We start from the raw sequence: 22,184 nt of genomic DNA, 5'->3' as shown, positions 1-22,184 counted from the left end.
CGTTTCAACTCCTCATTGTGTTAGTAATATTTTTAAGTAATAAAAAGAGCTTCCGTTGGTCGCTTTTTTATTGCAAAAAATGTAAACTACCACAATTCCGGGGTTTCCACGTCAATCTGGGGCAAAAAAACATATAAAGTATAAGTTATGAATTAATAAGTTAGTAGTAGAAATATTGAACCAAATCCAAAAACTAAAATCTTTATTCTGTACTCTATATTCTTTACTCTAAAAAAACTAAAAACTAAAATAAGAACATGGTAACATTACAAAAAGGCGATAAAGCACCAAACTTTTCCGGAGTAGATCAGGATGGAAAAACACATAAACTGGCCGATTATGCCGGAAAAAAATTAGTCGTTTTCTTTTACCCAAAAGCAAGTACACCTGGCTGTACAGCAGAAGCTTGTGATCTAAGAGATAATTTTGAGCGTTTTAAAGCAAACAATTATGAGCTTTTAGGAGTTAGTGCCGACAGTCAAAAAGCACAATTAAAATTCAAAGACAAATACGAATTTCCTTTTCCATTATTGGCAGACGAAGACAAGTCAGTTATCAATGCATTTGGCGTTTGGGGACCAAAGAAATTCATGGGAAGAGAATACGATGGTATCAATAGAACCACTTTCGTAATCGATGAAAAAGGAATTATCGAAGAAGTAATCGAAAAAGTAAAAACAAAAGAACACGCTTCACAGATTTTGAAGTAGAAGTTTAGTTTCAGGTTTCAGGTTAAGAATGTAAAACAACCCTGAGCGAAAACTTGAAACTTGAAACAAAAAAAACTTGAAACAAAAAAAAATCCCCGAAAGAAAAACTTTTCTTTCAGGGATTTTTTTAAGTATTCTGTTCTAATTCCTTTTCCGGATGATATCCAAAAAGGTGATGTTCCTTTATAATTTCGGCAACTCCGGAAGGAAGCATTGGTTCCCAGCCTGTTTTTCCCTGACTGATCATTTTCAAAACTTCTCTCGAGAATACATTTAATATGTTTGGATCGTAATCTTTAATGTCAACTACTTTTCCGTTGAATTTAAAGAATTTATACAATTCTTTCATTCGTGGATGTACTTTTAGATTGTCAGAAGTAATAATTTCTCCATTTTCACCCAACATTGGATATAAGAATACTTTCATATCACGGTAGAATAGTTTTCCGAAAGCTTCCAGAATTCCTCCACTTAAATGACGGTAGTATTTCTCATCAAAAATATCAACTAAGTTGTTTACACCCATTGCTAATCCCATTCTTGCTTTGGTATAATTAGCAAAATATTCCACAACTTTATAATATTCCTGGAAATTAGAAATCATTACAGTTTGACCTAATGAACATAACAATTCTGCTCTGTCCATGAAATCGCGTTCATCAATTTCACCATCAGAACGTAAATTCGAAAGTGTAATTTCAAAAACAACTAAAGTATTATCTTTTTCAACCTTGTTTTCTTCCAGAAACATTGTTAATGATTTCTGATACATATCAAGATTTACATTGGTAACCGGACGGAAACTTCCTCTAAAGGCAAGAAGGTTTTTCTTGTACAAAACGGCAGCAGGCAATACGTTTTTCCCTTCAGGGTTAAACATTACGGCATCTGTCATTCCGTTTTTAACCAGTTGTAAACTCATCAAACGATTATCAACATCTGCAAAACGAGGTCCTGAGAAGTTAATAGTATCGATTTCAAGCTGGTCTTTGTCTAAGTGATCGTATAAATAACGAAGTAATCGTTTTGGATCATTGTATTTGTAAAAAGCACCGTAAATTAAGTTTACACCTAAAATTCCCAGTGTTTCTTGTTGTAGTCGGGCATCAGTCTCTTTAAAACGAATATGAAGAATAATTTCGTTATAAGCTTCGTCTGGCTCAATTTGGTATCGTATTCCAACCCAGCCGTGACCTTTAAATTGTTTTGCAAAATCAATAGTAGCAACCGTATTGGCGTAACTAAAGAAAAGTTTATTAGGGTGTTTTTCTCTACTTAAACGCTCTTCAATAAGTTCACCTTCAAAGGTCAACATTTTTTTAAGTCGGTTTTCAGTAACGTAACGACCGTCGCCTTCAATTCCGTAAACGGCATCACTAAAATCTTTGTCATAGGCAGACATTGCTTTTGCAATAGTTCCCGATGAACCTCCGGATCTGAAAAAATGCCTAACCGTTTCTTGTCCAGCACCAATTTCAGCAAATGTTCCGTAAATATTCTCGTTTAAATTAATGCGTAACGCTTTGTCTTTTATAGAAGGAATCTGTTCGATGACCTTGTCACCTTTGAGTTTTATTTCTGTACCCATTTTATTTTAAATAGATTTGTTACAAAGTTAGCAAATTAGGCTTCTAATGAAAGAGAAATAATCCTATTTTTGTAAAAAAAATAAGTTCAATTGAAGGTATATTTTTTAGGCACTGGTACTTCTCAAGGTATCCCGATTATTGGGGTTGATCATCCCGTTTGTAAAAGCACTGATGTTAAGGACAAAAGGCTTCGCGTTTCTATTTGGATAAGGTGGGATGAACACTCATATGTAATCGATTGTGGGCCCGATTTTAGGCAGCAAATGCTTTCGTGTGGCTGCCGAAAACTCGATGCTATTCTATTTACGCATGAACACGCAGATCATACAGCTGGTTTAGATGATATTCGTCCGTTTAATTTCCGTCAGGGAGAAATTCCGGTTTACGGACACGAACGTGTAATCGACAATCTAAAACGTCGTTTTGAATATGTTTTTGAAACCGTAAACAAATATCCGGGAGCCCCAAGCGTTAAAACTATCGAAGTTGTAAATAACGAACCGTTTGCCGTGGGAGATAAAATGGCAATTCCGGTTAACGTAATGCACGGCGATTTACAGGTTTTTGGTTATCGTATTGATGATTTTGCCTATTTAACCGATGTCAAAACAATTGACGAGGTCGAAGTTGAAAAATTAAAAAACCTTAAAGTTTTAGTGGTAAACGCTTTGCGTGTCGAACCTCATGATACGCATTTTAATTTGCAGGAAGCACTTGATTTTATAAATTTAGTCAAACCAGAGAAAGCTTATTTAACGCACATTAGCCATGTTTTAGGGTTTCACGAAGAAGTACAAAAACAACTTCCTGAAAACGTCTTCCTGGCTTATGATAATCTAGAAATTACAATTTAATATAATACACAAAATGAAAAAATCCTTAATGCTTTACCTTTTTATCCTTGCGATATTAATGAATATTTTTACTTATATGTTCTACAGCCGAGAAGTAAAATTTGGACAAGAACGATATGATAAAACAACTAAGAAGCTTAGAGATAGTATAAATTTAGTGTCGGGAAAATTGGCCGAAGCCGATTATTTTTCTTTAGAACACAATGAAAATGCTCAGAATTATTTTGACAACAGCGCTTCTGGTGGAAAAGTAATTTTATATGAAAAATTAATTCCGGTTGTAACCGAAAAGTTATTGGATTTAAATGCTAATCCAAACGGGAATCCTTATACAGGTCAGGATAAAATTGGTCCGAACAAATTTATTATCAATAAAATAAAAATTCTAAACCACAGATGGATCATTGCAGATTACAGTAATGGAGAATTATGGGGAGAAGTCTTGTTAAAATATTTTGTTGATAACGATGATAATATTACTTTTGAAGTTAATCAAAGCTGGTTGTATCAAAAATAGTATTTAAAATGCTATTTTTTATCACCACTTTTTAAAAAATAGGATTTATGAAAAAGATATTTTTATTTTCAATTATTATTGGTCTTTCATTTTCTTGTGCCAAAAAAGTTTCTGAAGAAAAGAAGCCATCACAAGAAACTACAAAAGCAGCAAAAGAAGAAACTGACTCACAGGCTGTAGTTGGTGGTGATTCAGATTCTCATGGTTGTAAAGGGTCTGCAGGTTATACCTGGTCCATTCTTAAAAAGGAATGCATTCGAATTTTTGAAAACAGCACTAAATTATCTCACGCCGAAGACGGAAAAACCTATACAACAGTTGCCTACGTAATCTTTGATGGTGATAAAGCGGAACTTTTCTTAGATACACAAAAGGAATCTATTATTCTGGAAAGAAAATCAGAAGGAGAGCCCTGGATTAAAGATGATTTTCAGTTAATTCCCTGGAAAGGTTATGTTTTGCAAAAAGGAGAGAAGATTATTTATACAGGGGAATAGCAATTCTAAAAGTTAAAAACCATTTTAATATAAAATATAAAAGGCGAGAACTATTTCTCGCCTTTTGTATTTAAAGGAGTTTCTATTAAACTATTTCTTTTATAAAATCAGAAGTAACAACCTGCGCAAATTCCTCATTTAAACTTGCTAAAGCGGTTTGATGAATTGTTTCTGCAGAAAAATCTTCTCCGTTTATGCCTTTTTTATTAAAAGTTGCCGTTGCATCAGCAACTAAATACGTCGAATAACCAAAATTTCCAGCCATTCTGGTAGTTGTAGAAACACAATGATCTGTTGTTAAGCCTACAATCACAAGATTTGTAATTTTTGCATCATCAAGTAGCTCTTTTAAATTTGTTCCTATAAAAGCACTGTTTACGTTCTTTTTGATGATGGTTTCACCTGCAATCGGTTTTACAACATCCTGGAATTCGTTTCCGGGATTTGTTTCGTTTAAAATGGAATTCGGATTAGAGGAGCAATGTTGAATATGGAAAATAGGCAGCTTTTTAGCTCTCCAGATTTCCAGAAGTTCACCAGCTTTTTGTTCTGCATTTACATTATTGCGATCGCCACCCCAATAAGAAACATCATTAAATCCTTTTTGAATATCGATTAAGACTAATGCCGGATTTTCAAGTTTTGTAATGCTCATTTTTTAAGGATTTAGATTGTTGTAAACTGAGACTGAAAACTAACCCACAAGCCAGTTTTTAAAATCAAAGAAATTCTGAGGTGCAACTCCATGCCCGACAGGATATTCTTTATAAGTAATTGGAATATTTAAGCTTTCTAAAGCTGCAGGCGTTTTTCTTGCCCAATCTACAGGAATCACCTGATCGACAGTTCCGTGTGAAGCAAATATTTTAAGATTTTTGAAGTCGTTTTTCTCGAAACCTTCCCTGATAATTTCGTTATTAAAATAACCACTCATTGCAACTACTCTCTGAATCTTTTCAGGATAAGAAAGTGCAACTGAATAGCTCAAAATAGAACCTTGGCTAAAACCAATTAAAGTTACATTGTTGGCATCAATTGGATAATTAGCCACTAATTCGTCAATGAATTTCGCAATTAAATCGCGTGAAGTTTTGGCTTGTTCGTTATCTGAAAATTTATTCTGATCAGCATCAAAATTGATTGCGTACCAGGCGTAAGCTCCGTATTGTAAATCATAAGGCGCTCTGGCAGAAATAATATAATAATTATCCGGAAGTTCAGTTGCAAATGAGAATAAATCAGCTTCGTTGCTTCCGTATCCGTGTAATAATATTAAAACGGGATTTTTGTCTAAAATGACTTTTGGTTCTTGTATTTTATATTCTAAAGATAGATTCATTTTTTTAATTGTGAATTGTAAGTTGTGAATTGTGAATTGTTGGAATTTGGAATTTAAAAAGATTGGAATTTTACTATCCGATAGATTTAAACCATTTCTGAAAAAGATTTCCAACTAACGGAATCGGTCTTGTTTGTCCCTGAATAGCACTAAAAATTCCGTAAGTCCATAAAATTGAAATACAGATCCACATTGGGAAAGTAATCATAAAACTATCAAAGTTGCTGATAATAGCTCCGAAAGAAATAAAAGTCAAAGACAAACCTAAAGCCTGACGGATATGAAAAGAGGCAAAACTGTTTTTATTTTCAGAGTTCATCGACATCGCAATTAAAACACCAATGATCAAAATGTAACTGGTTATTGCGATTGATTTTCCCTCTTGTATTGAATTATTCATTTTAATTATTTTGTGGTAACAAGTTTATTTTGATTTAAAATCCCGTAAACTGAGCCTTTAATTTCAGTTCCTAAAAAGGTAGAATTTTTAGATTTTGAAAGAATATTTTCTTTCGTAAAAGTTGATTTTCCTTCCGGTGTAAAGAAAGTAAAGTTAGCTTTAGAACCTTCAGCAATTGAATTGTTTTCGATTCCAAAAACCGCTTTTCCTAAGGTTAGTTTTTCAATAACCGTTTCTAAAGGTAAAACAGTTAACAAAGCTCCAAAAGCACTTTCTAAACCAATTGTCCCGTTTTTAGCGGTATCAAATTCCATTTTCTTGAACTCAATATCAATCGGATTGTGATCTGAAGTAATTATGTCGATTGTTCCGTCAAGAACAGCGTTAATAAGCGCTTTTCTGTCGGTTTCAGTTCGCAACGGTGGAGTTACTTTAAATCTCGTATCAAATCCTTCTAATTTTTCATCAGTAAGAACTAAATGATGTACAGATACGCTACAGGTAACTTGTAATCCTTTGGCTTTAGCTTCCTTAATTAATTCAACTGATTTTGCTGTAGAAATTGTCGGAATATGAAGTTTTCCTCCGGCATATTCTAATAAAAATAAGTTTCGGGCTACTTGCAATTCTTCGGCTAAATTTGGAATTCCTTTTAAGCCTAATTTTGTCGATACGATTCCTTCATTGGCAACGCCATTTCCTTTGATGTTAGCATCTTGAGAATAACCAATTACCAAACCATCAAAGTCCTGAACATATTGTAAAGCGATTTTTAGCAGATTGGCGTTATCAAGACTTTTATTATAATCTCCAAAAGCGATTGCTCCTGCTTTTTTCATGTCAAATAATTCTGCCATATCTTTTCCTTCGCTGGCTTTGGTTAAAGCTCCTATCGGGAAAAGTTCTGTAGCAAAACCATTTGCTTTGTTTTTTACAAAATTTACCTGCGATTGATTGTCGATAACAGGGAAGGAGTTGGGTTGTAAAGCCACGCCTGTAAATCCGCTTTTTGCAGCGACATTTAAGCCGTTTGCAATAGTTTCTCTGTCTTCGTAACCTGGTTCTCCAAACGAAACACTACTGTCAAACCAACCTTGAGAAAGATGTAAATTATCAAATTTCACTTCCGTTGTGTCCTCAATGTCAAGAATTGAAGTTCCAATTTTTTCTATTAAACCATCTGCAATTAAAAGATCAACAGTCTGGTTATGAAACGGACTTTTTGAATCGATAATTTTGGCGCTTCTGATGATTATTTTCATATGTAGATAAATTTATTTTGTACTTAAATCGTAAAATGATTTTTGTAAAAAGTAAGAAGCTTTAAAGAAATCTAAGCTTTACTTTACAAATTTGATAATTGCCATTTCTAATGCTAAAAATAACAGTGCAAAGATAACAAACCATTTCCAAATTTGGCTGTCAGTTCGTTCAGTTTGTAAGGTGTTAAATATGGTCGAAATTGTATCGGCAGTTTTAAAATTGGAAACAGCATTTGTATTTACCTGGCTCAAATCACTTTCACTTCGTTTGTAATTGAAACTCAAGTTTTCAATCGATTCTTTTTTATCAAAAACAGTATAATTTCCAGCCGTTTCAGGAAAGTCGTTGAAGGTTAATTTTACCTTACTATTCAATATCTGTTGAATCGGAATGAAAGAATCTTCGTTTCCTTTCACTTCCAAAATAGCATCTTTTGTCAATAAAACATCCACAAAATAAGGTTGATTATTGCCGATCGTTAACGCATTTACACCTGTTTTTTGATTGTTCTGTCCCATTTTATAAAAAAGAGGTACAATTAAAGGGGATTGCTGAAAGTTTGAATTCTCAGAATTTATTGGTGCTGAGAAAACAGTAATTCCTGAAACCGGATTTTGAATCGCCGTTACAAATACACTTTGATCTTCATAAGATAAAACGGCCGGATAGGGACTTGAAATAGCAAAAGAACTATTTGTCTTTGGATATTGAAAATTAGTGATTTTATTCTCAAAAACTCCTGAAAATAAAGGATGATCAAAGTTGATTTGGGTAATTAACTTGCTTTTGGCTTCAAGATTTTGAAACTGAACCTTCCCAAAATTCCCAAGAAAAGAATTAAGATTTGAAACCGAAGTTTTTTCAGAAGGAATTACAACTAAATTTCCACCTTTAGCAACAAATGCTTTTAAAGTAGTTTGCAAAGCCTGTGGAACTTCAGCTAATTCATTTAGAATAATGGTATTTTGTTCTTCAAGACTATTGTAATCTAAACTGCTGATGGAATAATTATGATAATTGAACTCGGCTGAAGTATAAATTCTCGATAAGAAATTGCTTTTTTCAGGCTCTCCAATACTAATTACGTTTGTTTTTTTTGCTTTTGAAATACTGAAATAAAGTTTGTTATCGTACGTCAGGCCATTATCTTCAATACTTACATAACCATGAAAAGCTTCTTTTGGAATTGTAAAATTGATTTCTTTTTTCTTGGTGTCAAAAGTAATAATGGTTTTGGCAATCAGTTTGTTTTGATTGTATAATGCCATCGAAATGGGCTTAAAATCATCGCCATAAGCCGATAAATTAATTCCGATTTCATAAAAATTTTCTAATGTTTGATTTATGAAAACGCTATCAATGGCGACATTGTTTTTTTGTTCGGCTTCCGGAATGATAAAATAAGGCTTCTCTTCAGTATCAATATTTTTCACATCTTTTTCGGCTAAACCTACAGCATCCGTAATAATAACAATATCTTTTTTATGCGCCGATTTATGCGCTTTGATTTTTGACATTATCGCAGAAAGTTCGAAAGGTGTGGCACTGTATTTTAAATTCTGCAAAGTACTTTTTGAAGATTTTATATCGGTATTCCAGAAATTTTCAGTGTTGGTTAATAAAGAAAATTGAGCTGTTTCCGGCGTGTTTTCTAATAATTCCTGAACGGCACGTTTTAATAGTTCCCCTTTTTTACCTTTGGCCTGCATACTAAACGAATTATCTAATATAATATACATTTCGTTTGAGGCATTTTTACTGTCTTTGGCTTCGAAAAAAGGCTGAGCAAAAGCCACTATAACGCATGTCAACAATAATAATCGGGTAGCTAATAATAATCTTTTTTTAATTTTAGAACTTTTACGCGTCTGAATAGCAAGTTCTTTTAAGAATTTGACGTTTGTAAAATAAGAAGTCTTAAAACGTCGTAATTGAAACAAATGCACCAAAATTGGAACAATCAATAAAAACAGAAAGTATAGAATTTCGGGGTGTTTAAAATGCATTCCGGCTTCGATTTATTTCACTACGTTTTGTAGATACTGGTCAAAAATACAAATTTTTGATCAAACCCATATAAGTAATATAAGAGATTATAAACAAAGATTAATATGTGCTAAAATTTAAATGAACTTATATTTCTTATATGGTTTAAAACTTTACAATGACCTTTTAAAAATGTAATTTTTGATAATTCATTTGTAACAGAAAATGTAATTTCTAATGATATTATTGAGTATTTTAGCATATTCAAAAAACCACAAAAAACTATGAAAGGATTATATATGCTGCTTTTTTCAGCGTTAGCTTTTACCACTCAGGCCCAGAATAAATTTAATTTATTGATTGGGACGTATACTAATACTTGCCCGAGCAAGGGAATTTATGTTTATGAATTTAATGCTGCTTCAGGCGAATTTAAGTTTAAAAATTCTTCAGAAGGTGTTATTAGTCCGAGTTATTTATCGGTTTCAGCAGATAATAAATTTATTTATGCTGTAAATGAAAATGGAGATCAAAGTGCCGTGAGCGCTTTTGGATATAATGCAAAGTCAGGAAAAGTTACTTTTTTAAATACGAATAAAGCTCTAGGAGCTGACCCTTGTCATTTAATAAATGACGATAAAAACGTTATTGTGGCCAATTATTCAGGCGGTAATATTGTTGTTTTTAAGAAAAAAGCGGATGGAAGTATTACTGAAGTGCAACAGCTAATTCAGCACGAAGGAAAAGGACCTAAGGCAGCGCGTCAGGAGAAAGCGCACGTACATATGGTGATGTTTTCTCCGGATAAAAAGTTCGTTTTGTCTAATGATTTAGGTTTAGATAAAGTGTTTATTTATAAATATAACCCGAATTCTAAGAACGAAATGCTGACATTAAAAGGAAGTGTTGATGTAAAACCAGGAAGTGGACCAAGACATTTGACATTTAGTAAAGATGGTAAATTTGTCTATTTAATTCAGGAATTAGATGCCACTCTGACAACTTTTAGCTATGATAAAAACGGAAGCTTAAAAAAGATTGCTGAAACAAATATTCTGGCTAAAGATTTTAAAGGAGGGACTGGAGCAGCGGCAATCAAAATTTCGCCTGACGGAAAGTTTTTATATGTAACAGATAGAGTAGATGCTAATAACATCACAGTTTATAAAATTCTCAAAAACGGAGCTATTGAATTAGTAGAACAACAAAGTACTTTAGGAAAAGGTCCACGAGATTTTGCAATTGACCCAACAGGAAATTACCTTTTAGTAGGGCATCAATACACCAATAATATCGTGATATTCAAAAGAGATAAAACAACTGGAAAACTTACTGACACAGGAAAAAGAATAGAATTGTGTTCGCCAGTTGGATTGGTGTTTACTAAATAATAGATGATCAGTTTAGAAAAAATTGCAAAAGCATTAGGATTGCTTTTGGTTATTTGTTCAATTGTCTTTATTTTAATTGATTTACAACTTTTAATGACCAATTGGAAAGAACTATCTTTTCAATCTTATAAGATGGTTGGAAGTGGAATTCCGCAACGAAATGTTTTATTATTTGATATTTTTCGTTGGACATTATTACTTGTAGGGGGAATTGGTTTAATTGAAAAAAACATTCTTGGATGGATTTTTCCGCAAGCTTTCTTACTACTAAGTTTTATTAATTCGTTTAATAGTTTGGTTGTATCTTACAGCATACATCAACAGATTAATTTAAGTTCTTTTGCTGCCTTGATTATTGTTATATCCTTTATGGTTGTTGTATTCAGGTTTATGAATTTGAGAGAGGTAAAAGAATATTTAGAATTTAATAAATATAAAAGAACGTGGCTTTGGGTGAGTATTTTTATTTTGAATAGTATTGGCCTTCTAATTCACACTATATTTTAAATAAAAAATCCAAATTCCTATCTTTACTAAGTTTGGAATTTGGATTTTTTTTATTGGAATTTTATATCTTATTTGTCCTTATCTTTTCTCTTCTTGTCTCTCGTTTTCAACATATTTCGATTGACAGATCCATGAGTTTTCTTTTTTGTTTTAGAAGGTCCTCCAAGGTTGACTTTCTTGTTCTTTTTTGCTTTATCATGGAAAGCACCATCGCCATCAAGTTTCACTTTTTTCATTAAAAACTTAATAGGCTGTTTGTCTTTTTCAGGTTCAATTAATTTGGTCGAAATTTCAACTTCTTCAGGGAATTCTGCTATTTCTAATTCCTGATTCATTAAAACTTCCACTTCTACTTTAAATTCTTCCTCACGAGGTGTGATAAAACTAATGGCAGTTCCTGTAGCATCTGCACGACCTGTACGACCAATTCTGTGCATGTATAATTCAGGAAACTCAGGAAGCTCGAAGTTAATTACGTGAGAGATATTCGAAATATCCAAACCTCTCGCCATAATATCAGTAGTAATCAATCCACGAAGATTTCCTTCCTGGAATTCAGCCATGGTGCTTAAACGGTAATTTTGAGATTTGTTAGAGTGAATTACACCAAACTGACCTTCGAAATCTTCTTCAATACGCGTGTGAAGCATATCTGAAATCTTTTTATTATTCACAAAAACCAAAACACGTTCCATGCTTTCGTTTGTTTCTAATAAATGTTTTAACAAATTTACTTTTGTATTGAAATTCGGAACGTTATAAGTGATCTGAGTTATATTTTCAAGCGGAGTTCCTGAAGCGGCAAGGGTAACTTCTTCTGGGAAATCAAAAAAGTCATTCAAAACAGCATCAACTTCATCAGTCATGGTTGCAGAGAATAAGATGTTTTGACGTTTTGTTTTCATCATTGCCAAAAGCGCCGTTAATTGCGTACGAAAACCTAAATTCAGCATTTCATCAAACTCATCGATAACTAATTTTTGAGTTTCATCAAAACGAACTACGGCATCCAAAGCCAAATCCATCATTCTACCTGGCGTTCCAACTAAAACGTCAACACCTTCGTAAACAGCTTTTTTTTGTGTATTAATGTTTACACCACCAAAAATACCAAGCGTACTAACCGACATGTATTTGGTCAATTTCTCGATTTCATCTACAACCTGAACAACTAGTTCACGTGTCGGAACCAGAATTACAATTTTAGGTGTATTGGTTGGTGTAAATTTATATAGTTTTAAAAGTGGCAATAAATAAGCAAATGTTTTACCGGTCCCGGTTTGTGCAATTCCCATCATATCTCGGCCAGACATAATCACAGAGAAAGATTTTTCCTGAATAGGAGTAGGCGTAACAAATCCTAATTCGTCGATTGCTTTTTGTACTGATTTTGGAAGATTGAATTTTTCGAAAGTGCTCATTTGCATTAAATTTTGTGCAAAGATAGCTATAAATAGCTGAAAAATTGATGTTTCTTAGAAATTACGACAGTTTGGGGCATTCGTATTTCTCAAAATTAGGCTTTAAATTGCTATAAAAATCGTTTTATTCGCAATAAAAGCTCATTTGGATTAAAAGGTTTTGCTATAAAATCATCAACACCCAATTCAAAAGCTTCTTCAACAGTGCTTTCTTCTTCACCAAGTGAAGAAAGCGCAATAACCTTAATATTTTTGAAATTTTGTTTGATCTCACTAATAATTTGCATCCCCGATTTTAGTGGAATAATTATGGTAGTAATAACTAAGTCAGGCATAATGATCGGAATCCGTTCCAATGCACTAACCCCATCATTGGCAATACTTACATTATACCCTTCTTTTTTCAGAATAAATTTTAGAATTTCGATAGTCATTTCATCATTATCGATAATCAGAATTTTTTTTTCGCTGCTATCCATGTTGGCTTTTATTTTTTATATAACTCAATTTCGTCCATCATTAGCATAGGTTTTTTATTTTTTCGTTTCCTCCAGCTAGGTAGTTCAGTTTGGGGTTTAATAAGTATTTTGATTTTTATAAAGCTACTAAATTTTTGATTTATAATTTCCCATGATTTTGTTGTAATTTGGTCATTTTCAGTTAAATTATCACAAGTTTTTTCTTCTAAAAGTACCCATTTTTGATTTTCATAACCATAAACAAATATTTTTTTTGGTGTAAAAATCCAATGCCTCTGATCATCGAGAAAGTTTAATTTCAACGTATTAAAGTTTAACTTTTTTGTTTCTATTTCAAGAGAAGGCTCAGTTCCATACCATCCAATCCAGTTGATATTGAAGTCTTTATAGCCTTTATTTCCATCAACTAAGCCTACGCTTCCTTTTCCTTTAAAATCATCTGATGGAGGTGTTAGAAAACTCACTTTCAAATCCTCTCCCAAATGAGTTGTTGTATTTTTGCAGATTTCCAGCCATTCTTTGTAATAGTTATCTGGTGAAAGTCCCCCTTCACTTAATTCGTAAATTCCAAATTCATTGCAGGCTTTCGTAAATTTTAAAACTCGTTCTGTTAATCCCTTTTTTACTTCTTTATTACCTTTATCATTTACGATAAACATTCCATGTTGGTTTTTTCCATAAAATTTAGATTGCTCGAAATAAACAAATTCCAAGGCTAAGCGTAATTTTTGAATTCTGAGATTTAGTGTTTTATCGTCTTCAACTGCGATTGATGCTTTCTCGAGTAATTTATCATATTGATCCATTGCTTCCGGAGTCAAAAAGGAATTTCTGGATTGGACAGGACCAGAATAAATATCTAAATAGGTATTGCTTTTGTTTTGATTTTCAGATAAAAGAGTTAAATAATTTCCAACAAATGGTGCTGCTTTTCCATAAAAACCTCTCAAAAAATCGGCAGTTATAGCTTTAATATCAATATCAGTATCCCACAGTAATTTGGCGAGAAGATATTGTCTTAATTCTGAAAAATCCCCAGGAACATCAGCGTACCCCTGCACAAACATACCCTTTACCTTATTTTTTTTAAAGAGTTGATAGTTGCTCTGAAAAGGTTCTAAATTGGGAAACGGCGACATATAATTAGAAAACTGAACCGTATAATCCCAAAGAAATAAATGTGGAGAGGTAACACTCCAGTTTTCCAGCATTTTTATAAATGAAGCGGAATTATGAGCTGTAATTGCTTTTCCGCGATTTAATTCAATCGGACAAAAAATAGTATAAATGTTAGCTTCTATTTTTAGATTTACCGGCGGTTTTAGAGTATGTAAATAGGCTAGTGTGGTGATTTTTGTTTTTGGAAAATGTTTTGCTATTTTATTTAAGAAATAATAAAAAGAGCCTTGAGGACCACCATATTTGTCATTCAATTTTTTGCATTCAGCACATTCACAATAAACCACATCATCATTCTGGCTAACCGAATAAAATTGGGCAGTTGGTGTATCGGAAATAATTTTAGTCATCTTTTTTTGCACCAAATCCACGACAGTATCATTGCTCATGCACAATGATTCTCCATTTCTTTTTCCTTCGTACAAAGCAAAAAGTTTGGGATTATTTTTGAAATATTCTTTTGGAGAAACCAGGACACTAAACGAATGTCCCCAAATACCAAAATCATCGACCTGCCAATCGAGTTTATGCCAGTCTCTAAAATCTTCATCATAACTATCAGGATAAAAAAGGGCTCTGTAATCAAATGCGGGCTGATAGATTTTTTTGAAATTTTTCGGAAATGTCAGCTGTTCCACTTTTGGAATATAGGTTTCAGTGCCAGTAAATTTTCTGAATTCCCAAATTTCAAGTAAGGTGTAAACCGCGTAACGAAGATATTTAGAGTTTTGTGCTATTAAATAGATAGATTTTGAATCACTTTTGATGATAAATTCGTTTGCTTTTAGTTTTTCCTGATCTGATATTTCTAAGATTATGGCAGATGAATCGTCGCTACTATTTCCGGAGATCTCTCCAAATGGTTTTAGAAATGCTTTATCCAGGTATTTTTTCAAAAGTAAAGCAGCGCTTTCGGCATTTTCAGACTTTAAAATAATGCTGTTTTTGTTTGATATAATGATTTCAGATTGTGCCATGATAGTATAGCTGATTAAGAAAAAAAAGAGTTGAAGTAAACAGATGTAATGCTTTTTTTTCATAATATTTAAAATTTGTATTGCAATAAAAAGGCAAAATCAAGTTCGGTTTGAAATTTATTTGCCGTGTATTCCTGTTCATTATCTGTAATTAGAATTCCAACAATATAGTGGCTTTTAATCAATTTAAAAAAACCGGCACTTAATCGATAGGACCGTAAAGACATTCTCGCTTGATATTCTATTGCCCTTGTCCTGTCGTCCGGAGAAGTCCCATAACCAGCAATAAGGGTAAGATAATCATATTTCGTTTTATAATAATATCTCGAAGTCAATGTAAATGAAGTGCCATCTTCCTGAATAAAGGATCTTAAGTTTAGCCAATAAGATCCAAAATATTTCCCAATTCCAACATTTAGTGTTTTTACATTACTATTATCCTGCATTAAAATATAACGTGCTCCCAAATCGGATTCCCAACCTTTGTTAAAATTATAAAAATAAGAATAAGCCAGCCTCCATTGGGGAAAAGCATTGTCTTTACTAAAAGCAACGTCAATATAGGAGTAATTATTTTTTTTTGAAAAAATATAAGATTCTCCTTCAAACTGGAGGCCACTTGCCATAACCTGATCAGAGGAAAGTCTTTTTGCATAATTTATTTTTCCACTTACACTTCCCCAAATACGCTGTCTTACATAGTCGGTACTTACAAAATGCCACGGACCAGCGCCGTCACGATCAATTGTTGTTATATTATAATAAACACCAATCCGGTCAAAATTTGTTTTTGAATACAATAGAAAAAGGCGCTGTCCAATATCCGGATCATTAGGATATTTAGATTTTATTGATTTAAGATATTTTTCTTCGTTGTAAGTGTCGTTCTGCAAAGAATAAATAGCAATTCTTCTTATTCGAAATGGTTTGCTGTCTGGAAATAATTCAATGGCCTTATTAGTAGTATTTAAAGCCTCATCGTATTTTTTTTCTTCAATGTCTAAATTGATAAGATATAGAAAAGCATCTTCATATCCTGGATTTTTATCAATTACGTAGTTATAATAATATCTCGCGCTGTCTTTTACCCTGTTTAAATCATAATTACGACCTAAAACCAAATGAAAATCAAGATAATCCGGGGCTAATTTTTTTCCCAGCAATGCTCTCTGAATGTTCAGCTTATAATTTGGTTTGCTTGTTTTCATGTCCTGGACAATAACAGTTAAGAGACTATCAGTGTCGATTTTTTTTTGCGCTTCTATATTTTGATTAGAAAATAAAAACAAGCAAAAAAACATTTTGGCTAAATTGGTTATTTTAATGTTTTTCATCTTCAAATTATTTTTTAATTGGTTTTTCATAACCTTTTCGGACCATAACACCCCATTTTTGTTCTTTTTGAGCGAAGAAATACCAATATCCTTTTAGTGAGGCATATACATTAATAGGGTGATATACAAGAGGTTCAATAATCGCCATTCCAATCAACATTAGTAATTCTTTGTAATTGGCGTAACTTTTATATAATACTTCATCAATCAGAATGGATATTATCGTTATCGAAAGATAAAACAGATAAATTATTGTCGTAATTATTAGTAAGTATTGAAAATCGGTAGTTCCAAATATAAAACTGAAAATTAAAGTTAGGATGCCCAGAAGTTCAATTAGTGGAACTAAAAATTCAAAGGTGAAAAAAAAAGGCAAAACCAGAAAAGCCGTTCGTCCGTATTTTGGATTTAAAAACATTTTTCGATGCAAATAAAGCGTTTGAACTAATCCTCTTGCCCAGCGTATTCGTTGTCTTAAAAAAACCGTTTTAGTACTCGGAACTTCTGTCCAGCAAAGAGACTCCGGAATATATTTAATCAAAAATTTTTCATTGGTATCATGCATGTATTTTCGCATTCGGGTTACGAGCTCCATATCTTCCCCTAATGATTTATGCCAATAGCCACCTGCTTTTATAACAATATCTTTATCAAACATGCCTAATCCGCCAGACACAAGAAGAAGCCCGTTTATTTGACTCCATGCCATTCGCCCAAATATAAAAGAACGAACATATTCTAATTCCTGAAAACAGGGATACCATTCTCTTGGATAATGAACTTTAAATAAAAAGCCTTCTTTTATTTCACAGGAGTTCGAAATCCGAATTCCTGCACCGGTTGCAATAACTCTCGTTTCGTTTTCCATGAAGGGTTTTGCCAATTTTAAGATCGTATCACTTTTTAAAATACAATCGACATCAGTACACAAAAACAACGGATATTGCGAGGTGTTTATTCCTGCGTTGGAGGCGTCAGCCTTACTTTTTCCGTTTACTTTGTCAACAACCAGTAATTTTGAATATACAGGGTTTTTAGATCTGTAATGCCCTTTTACGGGTTGGGTTGCAATTTTTTCCTGATAATAAAAGTCAATTTTAACCAAATCAAATTCGGTAATTAACTTATCAAGTGTATCATCAGTACTTCCATCATTTACAATGATAATTTCGAATTTTGGATAAGTTAAGGAAAGCAATGATTTTACATTGTATACAATATTTACTCCCTCATTAAAGGCTGGTGCTACCACCGACACACCCCAGATGTGGTTAGAACGAAGGAGAACCTCTTCTTCCAGATATTTTTGTTCTTTTAAATGTTTAATAATGGCCAAATACGATAATATGGCTAAAAAAATATAAAACAGTATGTAGGCAAGAGAAAAAGACGCGACAAAAATATCATAAATGCGAACCAGATAAGATAAAAACTCATATATCATAATGCTAACTTTCTAGTGTGATTAATCATTTTTTGTGTGTCAGCATCCTGATTTCCTAATAAATCTAAACCTACAGGATCTAAATTGTTTAACGAACAAACCATTCTCAATTTAATATCCTTTATTTCTTGTTTTGGAATTTCATTTTTTAAAAAAGCTATTGTTTTTTCAGAACCTATAACGCCGAGAGCCTCCAACATTTCCAGCTGAATTACTAGTTGTTCATTAGGAAACAAAAACAATAAATCATCCTCGGCTTCTTCTAAAAAAAGATCCTGCACAGCTGTAATTACATCTATTTTCAAGACTGTATTTTCATGATAAAGCAATTTTATTATTTCGGCTGATTTATTTCTATAATTGTAAAAAACCATCGTCATGACCGCTAATTTTAAAACCATTGGATCTTGAGACTGAATCCAAAGATCCAGATGTATTGGCTGCGGAATTTTTTCTTTGTGTAAAACATCCATTACTTTTATTGTAGCAATGATGGAACGTTTAATGGGAACTTTACCAACTGCCTTCCAATCACCTTTTGAGAGGGCTAAATAAGCAATATTTACATTAGAGCGAATCACCTTGTTAGGATGAAATAGGTATTTTTGTAAAAGTGAAACCCCAGGTTTATAACCTAAAGCCTGAAAATGACGGATTCCTTCGTATTTTTTATATTTTCTAAAGTCCCGAATTAAACTGGCCGAATAGTGGTTTAAGTCTAATGCTTTATAAATTATGAGAATGTTTTTGGCTGTTTTACCTTTCAGATTGTTTTTTATTTTGATAAGATCCTCTACGAGTATCTCTTTGCACCATGTTTTATGAATTGGAATCTGAGATTTAAATTCGGCTATTTTTTGTTTAATCGTATTTTTATCATAGTTTGATAATGTGATTTCAGTTAAAAATCGCTGTGATTCAAGTGTAACGTGATATCTGTAAGGTAAATTATATTGATAATAGATTCTATTCAATAATAGAAAAATAACAAGTGCTAAAGCTAAAACTAAAAAAAACGGAATTACATAGTAATGTTTAATGTTGTGGATAACATATTCCATATAAGCAGCTTTTATATCGTAATATTACGAAAAAAAAGCGAGAAATCCGAATATTATGGGTTGATATTCAGGTTAAAAGCCTTCGAATACGCCTAATCCGAAAAGTGCAAAATCATATTTTACGGGATCTTTTGAGTCCATTTGGCGAAGCTTAAAATCCAATTCTGCTAAAGCTTTTCCGTCATTTTGTTTTCTTGAAAGGATCCCTAATTTTCGGGCTACATTTCCGGAATGAACATCAAGCGGACAGGATAATGAGGATGGAGAAATGGTTTTCCAAATGCCTAAATCGACACCTTTTGTGTCCTGACGGACCATCCAGCGAAGATACATGTTAATTCTTTTTGCTGCCGAATTGTTTACTGGATCTGAAATGTGCTTTTGTGTTCGAGGTAAATGATCAATTTCGAAGAAGATTTTTTTGAATTCATGTATGCTTTTCTGCAAACTATTTTGTTCCTGATTTTTTGCAAATACTGCTTCCAGACCATTGTGATTTTTATAAATATGCTGTAATCCTTTTATAAATCCGCCTAAATCTTTTCCGTTGAAAGTACGATGTACGAAGTTTTCCAATCTTTCTAAATCTTCATCAGAATGCGACATGACAAAATCATATGGTGTGTTACCCATTAATTCCATCATTTGGTGCGAGTTTTTAATGATCATTTTTCGATTTCCCCAGGCAATAGTTGCGCTTAAAAAACCGGCAATTTCAATATCCTCTTTTTGAGTAAACAAATGAGGAATCTGTACAGGATCACTCTCAATAAAATCCTGATTATTGTATTGAATGACTTTTTCGTCTAGAAATTCTTTGAGTTCTGCTTTATTCATTTTTAGATATTTTTTTGGCGTAGAATCCGTCTTTTAGATCGTTTGTACGCATTTGTGGAATAATGTGAAAAAAATTTTCAAAATAATCCAGCTGTTCCTTATTTACACAAGGCAGGTTACCATTTCCATTCGCCCAGAAAAATTCATTTTTTATGGGTGAATTGTATTTTAAATTTTCAAGCTGAATGGTTTCAAAAGCGGTGCTATTCTTAGTATTTTGATAAGGTGAAACAAGATTTTTGACCGAAAAATTACTGATTTCAAGCATAAATTTATGATTGGAAAACTGATTTAAATTTATTGGTAAAAATAAAATAACGATAGTTGGTATAAGCGTAAGCACTAATAATGAATTGATTATTTTTTTATCCTGAACAATAGAAATAAAACAAAACAAAGAGAAGAACAATATGAAATTCATGAAAAATCGATATTGTGGTGACGTTATAAAAAGTAAAAAAAGCTGTAGTAGCATAATGAAATACAGCATCCATAATGCTTTTTTATTTTGAAATTTAAAAATGAAGAAGGGCACAGCCAAAATTAATAAAATACTTAGTTTGTTGAATATACCATTTAGCTTTGGCATTGAAATCCATTTTTTGAATAAATCAAAAACTGACATAGAATTGTATTGGTCCATATCAACAAAAAAGCCATAATATTTGATTTGGTCATAGTAAAAATGAGCCATCGAATTAGGGATTGCATAATTTGTTGAGAAAGAATCACCTATTTTTGAAGGGAAAATTGGTGCCCCGCATACAATCATGTTTTTTATGACAAAAAGGGAAAGTATTAAGGTGGCTAAAATAACCGGTATTAAAAGCTTCTTAGACAAAAAATGAAAATGAAGAACTAGCAATATAATAGGAATAATGGCAAAAGTTAAGGTTGTATTTTTAATGTAAAGCAAAAACAAAACTAATATCATTATTAAATAAAAGTTCTCCACAGTTATTTTTTTAAAGTTCTCTAAGAAATAGAAAAAGAGAATAAAAGAGAAAACATACACAGGGATGTCTGGTGATGGTGCACTAATAAATTGAAAGAAAAAAATATTAAAGACAGGTAATAGCCCGGTTAAGATGAAATTTTTGTTTCCATTTTTGTAAAACTCATTTAATTTTTGAATAGCGAAAATATTTCCCAACAATAAGCAAAAGCCACTTAAGTCATTGAAATTTTGATATAAAAAGGAGAAATTAAAAGCACTTTGGGCAATATGCCAGCCACTCATTTGACCGTAAAATAAATGCAGGTTTACAAGTCCTTTTACAAAACCATATTCATTAAGCCATTTTATAGTCTGAATGTAATAGGATTCATTATCTATCACATAGGGAATTGAGGAGCATTGTGCGATTATCAAAAAAGAAATAAGCGCTAAAAAGACTTTTAGAATATTTTGTAAATCGCAGATTTCTAGTAGAAATGATTTATAGGTTTGAACAATTTGATTTCGAAATCTAAGTAATAAAATAACATTAAGTAGTAATAAGAAGGCATGAAATTCAATATTAATCCTGCCAAAAATAGCCCAAATGGAGGTAATAATAGTTGCTGAAAATAATCCAAGAATGGATGTGATTACAAAATTATTGTTTTTTAAACCTAAAATTTTATCAAAACCAAAACCTAAATTTATGGTTGTAAATAAAATGTAAATCCAACTGATTAAAATTAAAATCATTAAGAAAGAATTTGCCCATCAGACATTATCAATTTTCTATCAGCCATATTAGCTAATTCTTCATTGTGTGTTACGATCACAAAGGTTTGTCCGAACTCATCACGAAGCTGGAAAAATAACTGATGCAAATTTTCAGCAGAATGAGTGTCTAAATTTCCTGAAGGTTCATCTGCAAAAATAACATCAGGTTTATTGATTAAAGCCCTCGCAACAGCGACACGTTGTTGTTCACCGCCCGAAAGTTCGTTTGGTTTATGATGGATACGATGTGATAATCCTAAAAAAGTCAATAATTTTTTGGCTTCAGCTTCGGTTTCAGATGGTTTTTTACCAGCAATATAAGCCGGAATACATACGTTTTCTAAGGCCGTAAATTCAGGTAAAAGCTGGTGAAACTGAAAAATGAAACCTAAATTTAAATTTCTGAATTTAGATAATGTTTTATCATTCAGTCCTAAAATATTTTCACCATTAATAGTTAATGTAGTTTCGGTTTCAGATTTTGACGGTTTATCTAAAGTCCCTAAAATCTGTAATAAAGTTGTTTTTCCGGCACCAGAAGCGCCAACTATAGAAACAATTTCACCCTTTTTAATATGCAGATCAACTCCTTTTAAAACTTCAAGCTGATCGTAGAATTTATGTATATTTTTTGCGTGTATCATTTTTGAAACTGTTTCTACAAAGAAACAAAGATTCTGATTAG

At 32.4% G+C, this 22,184-nt stretch carries 21 protein-coding genes; 6 read left to right on the top strand and 15 right to left on the bottom strand.

Translation table 11 applies throughout. The annotated features are described in order from the left end of the window. The first annotated feature begins 257 nt into the window (after positions 1–257). Positions 258–710 (top strand): thioredoxin-dependent thiol peroxidase, encoded by a 453-nt coding sequence (gene bcp, locus Q7C23_RS08055; protein WP_375032022.1) that lies wholly within the window; start codon positions 258–260, stop codon positions 708–710. 127 nt (positions 711–837) lie between these two features. Here bcp and Q7C23_RS08050 read toward each other — a convergent pair whose 3' ends face one another. Next, on the bottom strand, positions 838–2,298 hold the full coding sequence (locus Q7C23_RS08050; RefSeq protein WP_375032021.1) for a TonB-dependent receptor: 1,461 nt from the start codon (positions 2,296–2,298) through the stop codon (positions 838–840). Positions 2,299–2,388: 90 nt separating this feature from the next. On the opposite strand from Q7C23_RS08050, the gene Q7C23_RS08045 reads away from it, so the two are divergent. The 3 genes from Q7C23_RS08045 to Q7C23_RS08035 are packed head-to-tail and all read left to right on the top strand — an operon-like array spanning position 2,389 to position 4,167. Beyond that, positions 2,389–3,153 (top strand): MBL fold metallo-hydrolase, encoded by a 765-nt coding sequence (locus tag Q7C23_RS08045; protein ID WP_375032020.1) that lies wholly within the window; start codon positions 2,389–2,391, stop codon positions 3,151–3,153. 13 nt (positions 3,154–3,166) lie between these two features. Continuing rightward, positions 3,167–3,670 (top strand): hypothetical protein, encoded by a 504-nt coding sequence (locus tag Q7C23_RS08040; RefSeq protein ID WP_072971453.1) that lies wholly within the window; start codon positions 3,167–3,169, stop codon positions 3,668–3,670. Between the two features lie 47 nt (positions 3,671–3,717). Then, positions 3,718–4,167: a hypothetical protein gene (locus Q7C23_RS08035; protein ID WP_375032019.1), complete on the top strand. Its 450-nt coding sequence runs from the start codon at positions 3,718–3,720 to the stop codon at positions 4,165–4,167. A gap of 85 nt (positions 4,168–4,252) precedes the next feature. On the opposite strand, the gene Q7C23_RS08030 is transcribed toward Q7C23_RS08035, so the two are convergent. From Q7C23_RS08030 to Q7C23_RS08010, 5 genes are all read right to left on the bottom strand, one after another. Next, positions 4,253–4,822: a cysteine hydrolase family protein gene (locus Q7C23_RS08030; protein WP_375032018.1), complete on the bottom strand. Its 570-nt coding sequence runs from the start codon at positions 4,820–4,822 to the stop codon at positions 4,253–4,255. Positions 4,823–4,861: 39 nt separating this feature from the next. Next, positions 4,862–5,506: an alpha/beta hydrolase gene (locus tag Q7C23_RS08025; protein ID WP_375032017.1), complete on the bottom strand. Its 645-nt coding sequence runs from the start codon at positions 5,504–5,506 to the stop codon at positions 4,862–4,864. A gap of 73 nt (positions 5,507–5,579) precedes the next feature. After that, entirely contained in the window at positions 5,580–5,906 is a 327-nt protein-coding gene (locus Q7C23_RS08020; protein ID WP_056186039.1) for a hypothetical protein, read from the bottom strand. A gap of 5 nt (positions 5,907–5,911) precedes the next feature. Then, positions 5,912–7,168: a dihydroorotase family protein gene (locus Q7C23_RS08015; RefSeq protein WP_375032016.1), complete on the bottom strand. Its 1,257-nt coding sequence runs from the start codon at positions 7,166–7,168 to the stop codon at positions 5,912–5,914. Positions 7,169–7,246: 78 nt separating this feature from the next. Continuing rightward, positions 7,247–9,175, bottom strand: coding sequence for a BatA domain-containing protein (locus Q7C23_RS08010; RefSeq protein ID WP_375032015.1), 1,929 nt, complete (start codon positions 9,173–9,175; stop codon positions 7,247–7,249). Between the two features lie 264 nt (positions 9,176–9,439). Between Q7C23_RS08010 and Q7C23_RS08005 the strand changes: the two genes are divergently transcribed. Continuing rightward, a complete protein-coding gene (locus tag Q7C23_RS08005; protein WP_375032014.1) occupies positions 9,440–10,546 on the top strand; it encodes a lactonase family protein in 1,107 nt (368 codons plus the stop codon). A gap of 3 nt (positions 10,547–10,549) precedes the next feature. Then, positions 10,550–11,053 (top strand): hypothetical protein, encoded by a 504-nt coding sequence (locus Q7C23_RS08000; RefSeq protein ID WP_375032013.1) that lies wholly within the window; start codon positions 10,550–10,552, stop codon positions 11,051–11,053. Positions 11,054–11,121: 68 nt separating this feature from the next. Here the strand turns inward: Q7C23_RS08000 and Q7C23_RS07995 are convergent, their stop codons facing one another. From Q7C23_RS07995 to Q7C23_RS07955, 9 genes are all read right to left on the bottom strand, one after another. Further along, entirely contained in the window at positions 11,122–12,474 is a 1,353-nt protein-coding gene (locus Q7C23_RS07995) for a DEAD/DEAH box helicase (RefSeq protein ID WP_375032012.1), read from the bottom strand. A 110-nt stretch (positions 12,475–12,584) separates the two neighbouring features. Next, positions 12,585–12,953 (bottom strand): response regulator transcription factor, encoded by a 369-nt coding sequence (locus Q7C23_RS07990; protein WP_375032011.1) that lies wholly within the window; start codon positions 12,951–12,953, stop codon positions 12,585–12,587. 8 nt (positions 12,954–12,961) lie between these two features. After that, a complete protein-coding gene (locus Q7C23_RS07985) occupies positions 12,962–15,172 on the bottom strand; it encodes a DUF4838 domain-containing protein (protein WP_375032010.1) in 2,211 nt (736 codons plus the stop codon). A 5-nt stretch (positions 15,173–15,177) separates the two neighbouring features. Further along, on the bottom strand, positions 15,178–16,443 hold the full coding sequence (locus Q7C23_RS07980; RefSeq protein WP_375032009.1) for a YaiO family outer membrane beta-barrel protein: 1,266 nt from the start codon (positions 16,441–16,443) through the stop codon (positions 15,178–15,180). Positions 16,444–16,450: 7 nt separating this feature from the next. Beyond that, positions 16,451–17,887: a glycosyltransferase family 2 protein gene (locus Q7C23_RS07975; RefSeq protein WP_375032008.1), complete on the bottom strand. Its 1,437-nt coding sequence runs from the start codon at positions 17,885–17,887 to the stop codon at positions 16,451–16,453. Then, positions 17,884–18,948 carry a hypothetical protein gene (locus Q7C23_RS07970; protein ID WP_375032007.1) on the bottom strand — a complete coding sequence of 355 codons (1,065 nt, stop codon included), beginning with the start codon at positions 18,946–18,948 and terminating at the stop codon, positions 17,884–17,886. The genes Q7C23_RS07975 and Q7C23_RS07970 overlap by 4 nt, the downstream gene beginning before the upstream one ends. 72 nt (positions 18,949–19,020) lie before the next feature. Continuing rightward, the gene (locus tag Q7C23_RS07965) at positions 19,021–19,785 is read right to left on the bottom strand and encodes a TIGR02757 family protein (RefSeq protein WP_375032006.1); all 765 of its coding nucleotides are present in this window, start codon (positions 19,783–19,785) and stop codon (positions 19,021–19,023) included. Beyond that, the gene (locus Q7C23_RS07960) at positions 19,778–21,478 is read right to left on the bottom strand and encodes an LIC_10190 family membrane protein (protein WP_375032005.1); all 1,701 of its coding nucleotides are present in this window, start codon (positions 21,476–21,478) and stop codon (positions 19,778–19,780) included. Before Q7C23_RS07960 ends, Q7C23_RS07965 begins: the two co-directional genes overlap by 8 nt. Further along, positions 21,478–22,143, bottom strand: coding sequence for an ABC transporter ATP-binding protein (locus Q7C23_RS07955; protein WP_375032004.1), 666 nt, complete (start codon positions 22,141–22,143; stop codon positions 21,478–21,480). Before Q7C23_RS07955 ends, Q7C23_RS07960 begins: the two co-directional genes overlap by 1 nt. Between the last annotated feature and the right edge of the window lie 41 nt (positions 22,144–22,184).

The sequence above is a fragment of the Flavobacterium sp. LAR06 genome, from assembly GCF_041946075.1.
In the GTDB taxonomy this organism is placed as follows: Bacteria; Bacteroidota; Bacteroidia; order Flavobacteriales; family Flavobacteriaceae; genus Flavobacterium.
The sequence above is the reverse complement of the archived record's forward strand: the minus strand, read 5'-3'. Positions and strand labels throughout refer to the sequence as shown.

Bases quoted from the DNA above. Each gene is read 5' to 3' on its own strand.
- Q7C23_RS08005 (WP_375032014.1), top strand. From the start codon at position 9,440: ATGAAAGGATTATATATGCTGCTTTTTTCAGCGTTAGCTTTTACCACT.
- Q7C23_RS07975 (WP_375032008.1), bottom strand. From the start codon at position 17,887: ATGATATATGAGTTTTTATCTTATCTGGTTCGCATTTATGATATTTTT.
- Q7C23_RS08000 (WP_375032013.1), top strand. From the start codon at position 10,550: ATGATCAGTTTAGAAAAAATTGCAAAAGCATTAGGATTGCTTTTGGTT.
- Q7C23_RS08030 (WP_375032018.1), bottom strand. From the start codon at position 4,822: ATGAGCATTACAAAACTTGAAAATCCGGCATTAGTCTTAATCGATATT.
- Q7C23_RS08020 (WP_056186039.1), bottom strand. From the start codon at position 5,906: ATGAATAATTCAATACAAGAGGGAAAATCAATCGCAATAACCAGTTAC.
- Q7C23_RS08050 (WP_375032021.1), bottom strand. From the start codon at position 2,298: ATGGGTACAGAAATAAAACTCAAAGGTGACAAGGTCATCGAACAGATT.
- Q7C23_RS08025 (WP_375032017.1), bottom strand. From the start codon at position 5,506: ATGAATCTATCTTTAGAATATAAAATACAAGAACCAAAAGTCATTTTA.
- Q7C23_RS08040 (WP_072971453.1), top strand. From the start codon at position 3,167: ATGAAAAAATCCTTAATGCTTTACCTTTTTATCCTTGCGATATTAATG.
- Q7C23_RS08015 (WP_375032016.1), bottom strand. From the start codon at position 7,168: ATGAAAATAATCATCAGAAGCGCCAAAATTATCGATTCAAAAAGTCCG.
- Q7C23_RS07995 (WP_375032012.1), bottom strand. From the start codon at position 12,474: ATGAGCACTTTCGAAAAATTCAATCTTCCAAAATCAGTACAAAAAGCA.
- Q7C23_RS07960 (WP_375032005.1), bottom strand. From the start codon at position 21,478: ATGATTTTAATTTTAATCAGTTGGATTTACATTTTATTTACAACCATA.
- Q7C23_RS07970 (WP_375032007.1), bottom strand. From the start codon at position 18,948: ATGGAATATGTTATCCACAACATTAAACATTACTATGTAATTCCGTTT.
- Q7C23_RS07955 (WP_375032004.1), bottom strand. From the start codon at position 22,143: ATGATACACGCAAAAAATATACATAAATTCTACGATCAGCTTGAAGTT.
- Q7C23_RS07990 (WP_375032011.1), bottom strand. From the start codon at position 12,953: ATGGATAGCAGCGAAAAAAAAATTCTGATTATCGATAATGATGAAATG.
- Q7C23_RS08035 (WP_375032019.1), top strand. From the start codon at position 3,718: ATGAAAAAGATATTTTTATTTTCAATTATTATTGGTCTTTCATTTTCT.
- Q7C23_RS07985 (WP_375032010.1), bottom strand. From the start codon at position 15,172: ATGAAAAAAAAGCATTACATCTGTTTACTTCAACTCTTTTTTTTCTTA.
- Q7C23_RS08010 (WP_375032015.1), bottom strand. From the start codon at position 9,175: ATGCATTTTAAACACCCCGAAATTCTATACTTTCTGTTTTTATTGATT.
- bcp (WP_375032022.1), top strand. From the start codon at position 258: ATGGTAACATTACAAAAAGGCGATAAAGCACCAAACTTTTCCGGAGTA.
- Q7C23_RS07965 (WP_375032006.1), bottom strand. From the start codon at position 19,785: ATGAATAAAGCAGAACTCAAAGAATTTCTAGACGAAAAAGTCATTCAA.
- Q7C23_RS07980 (WP_375032009.1), bottom strand. From the start codon at position 16,443: ATGAAAAACATTAAAATAACCAATTTAGCCAAAATGTTTTTTTGCTTG.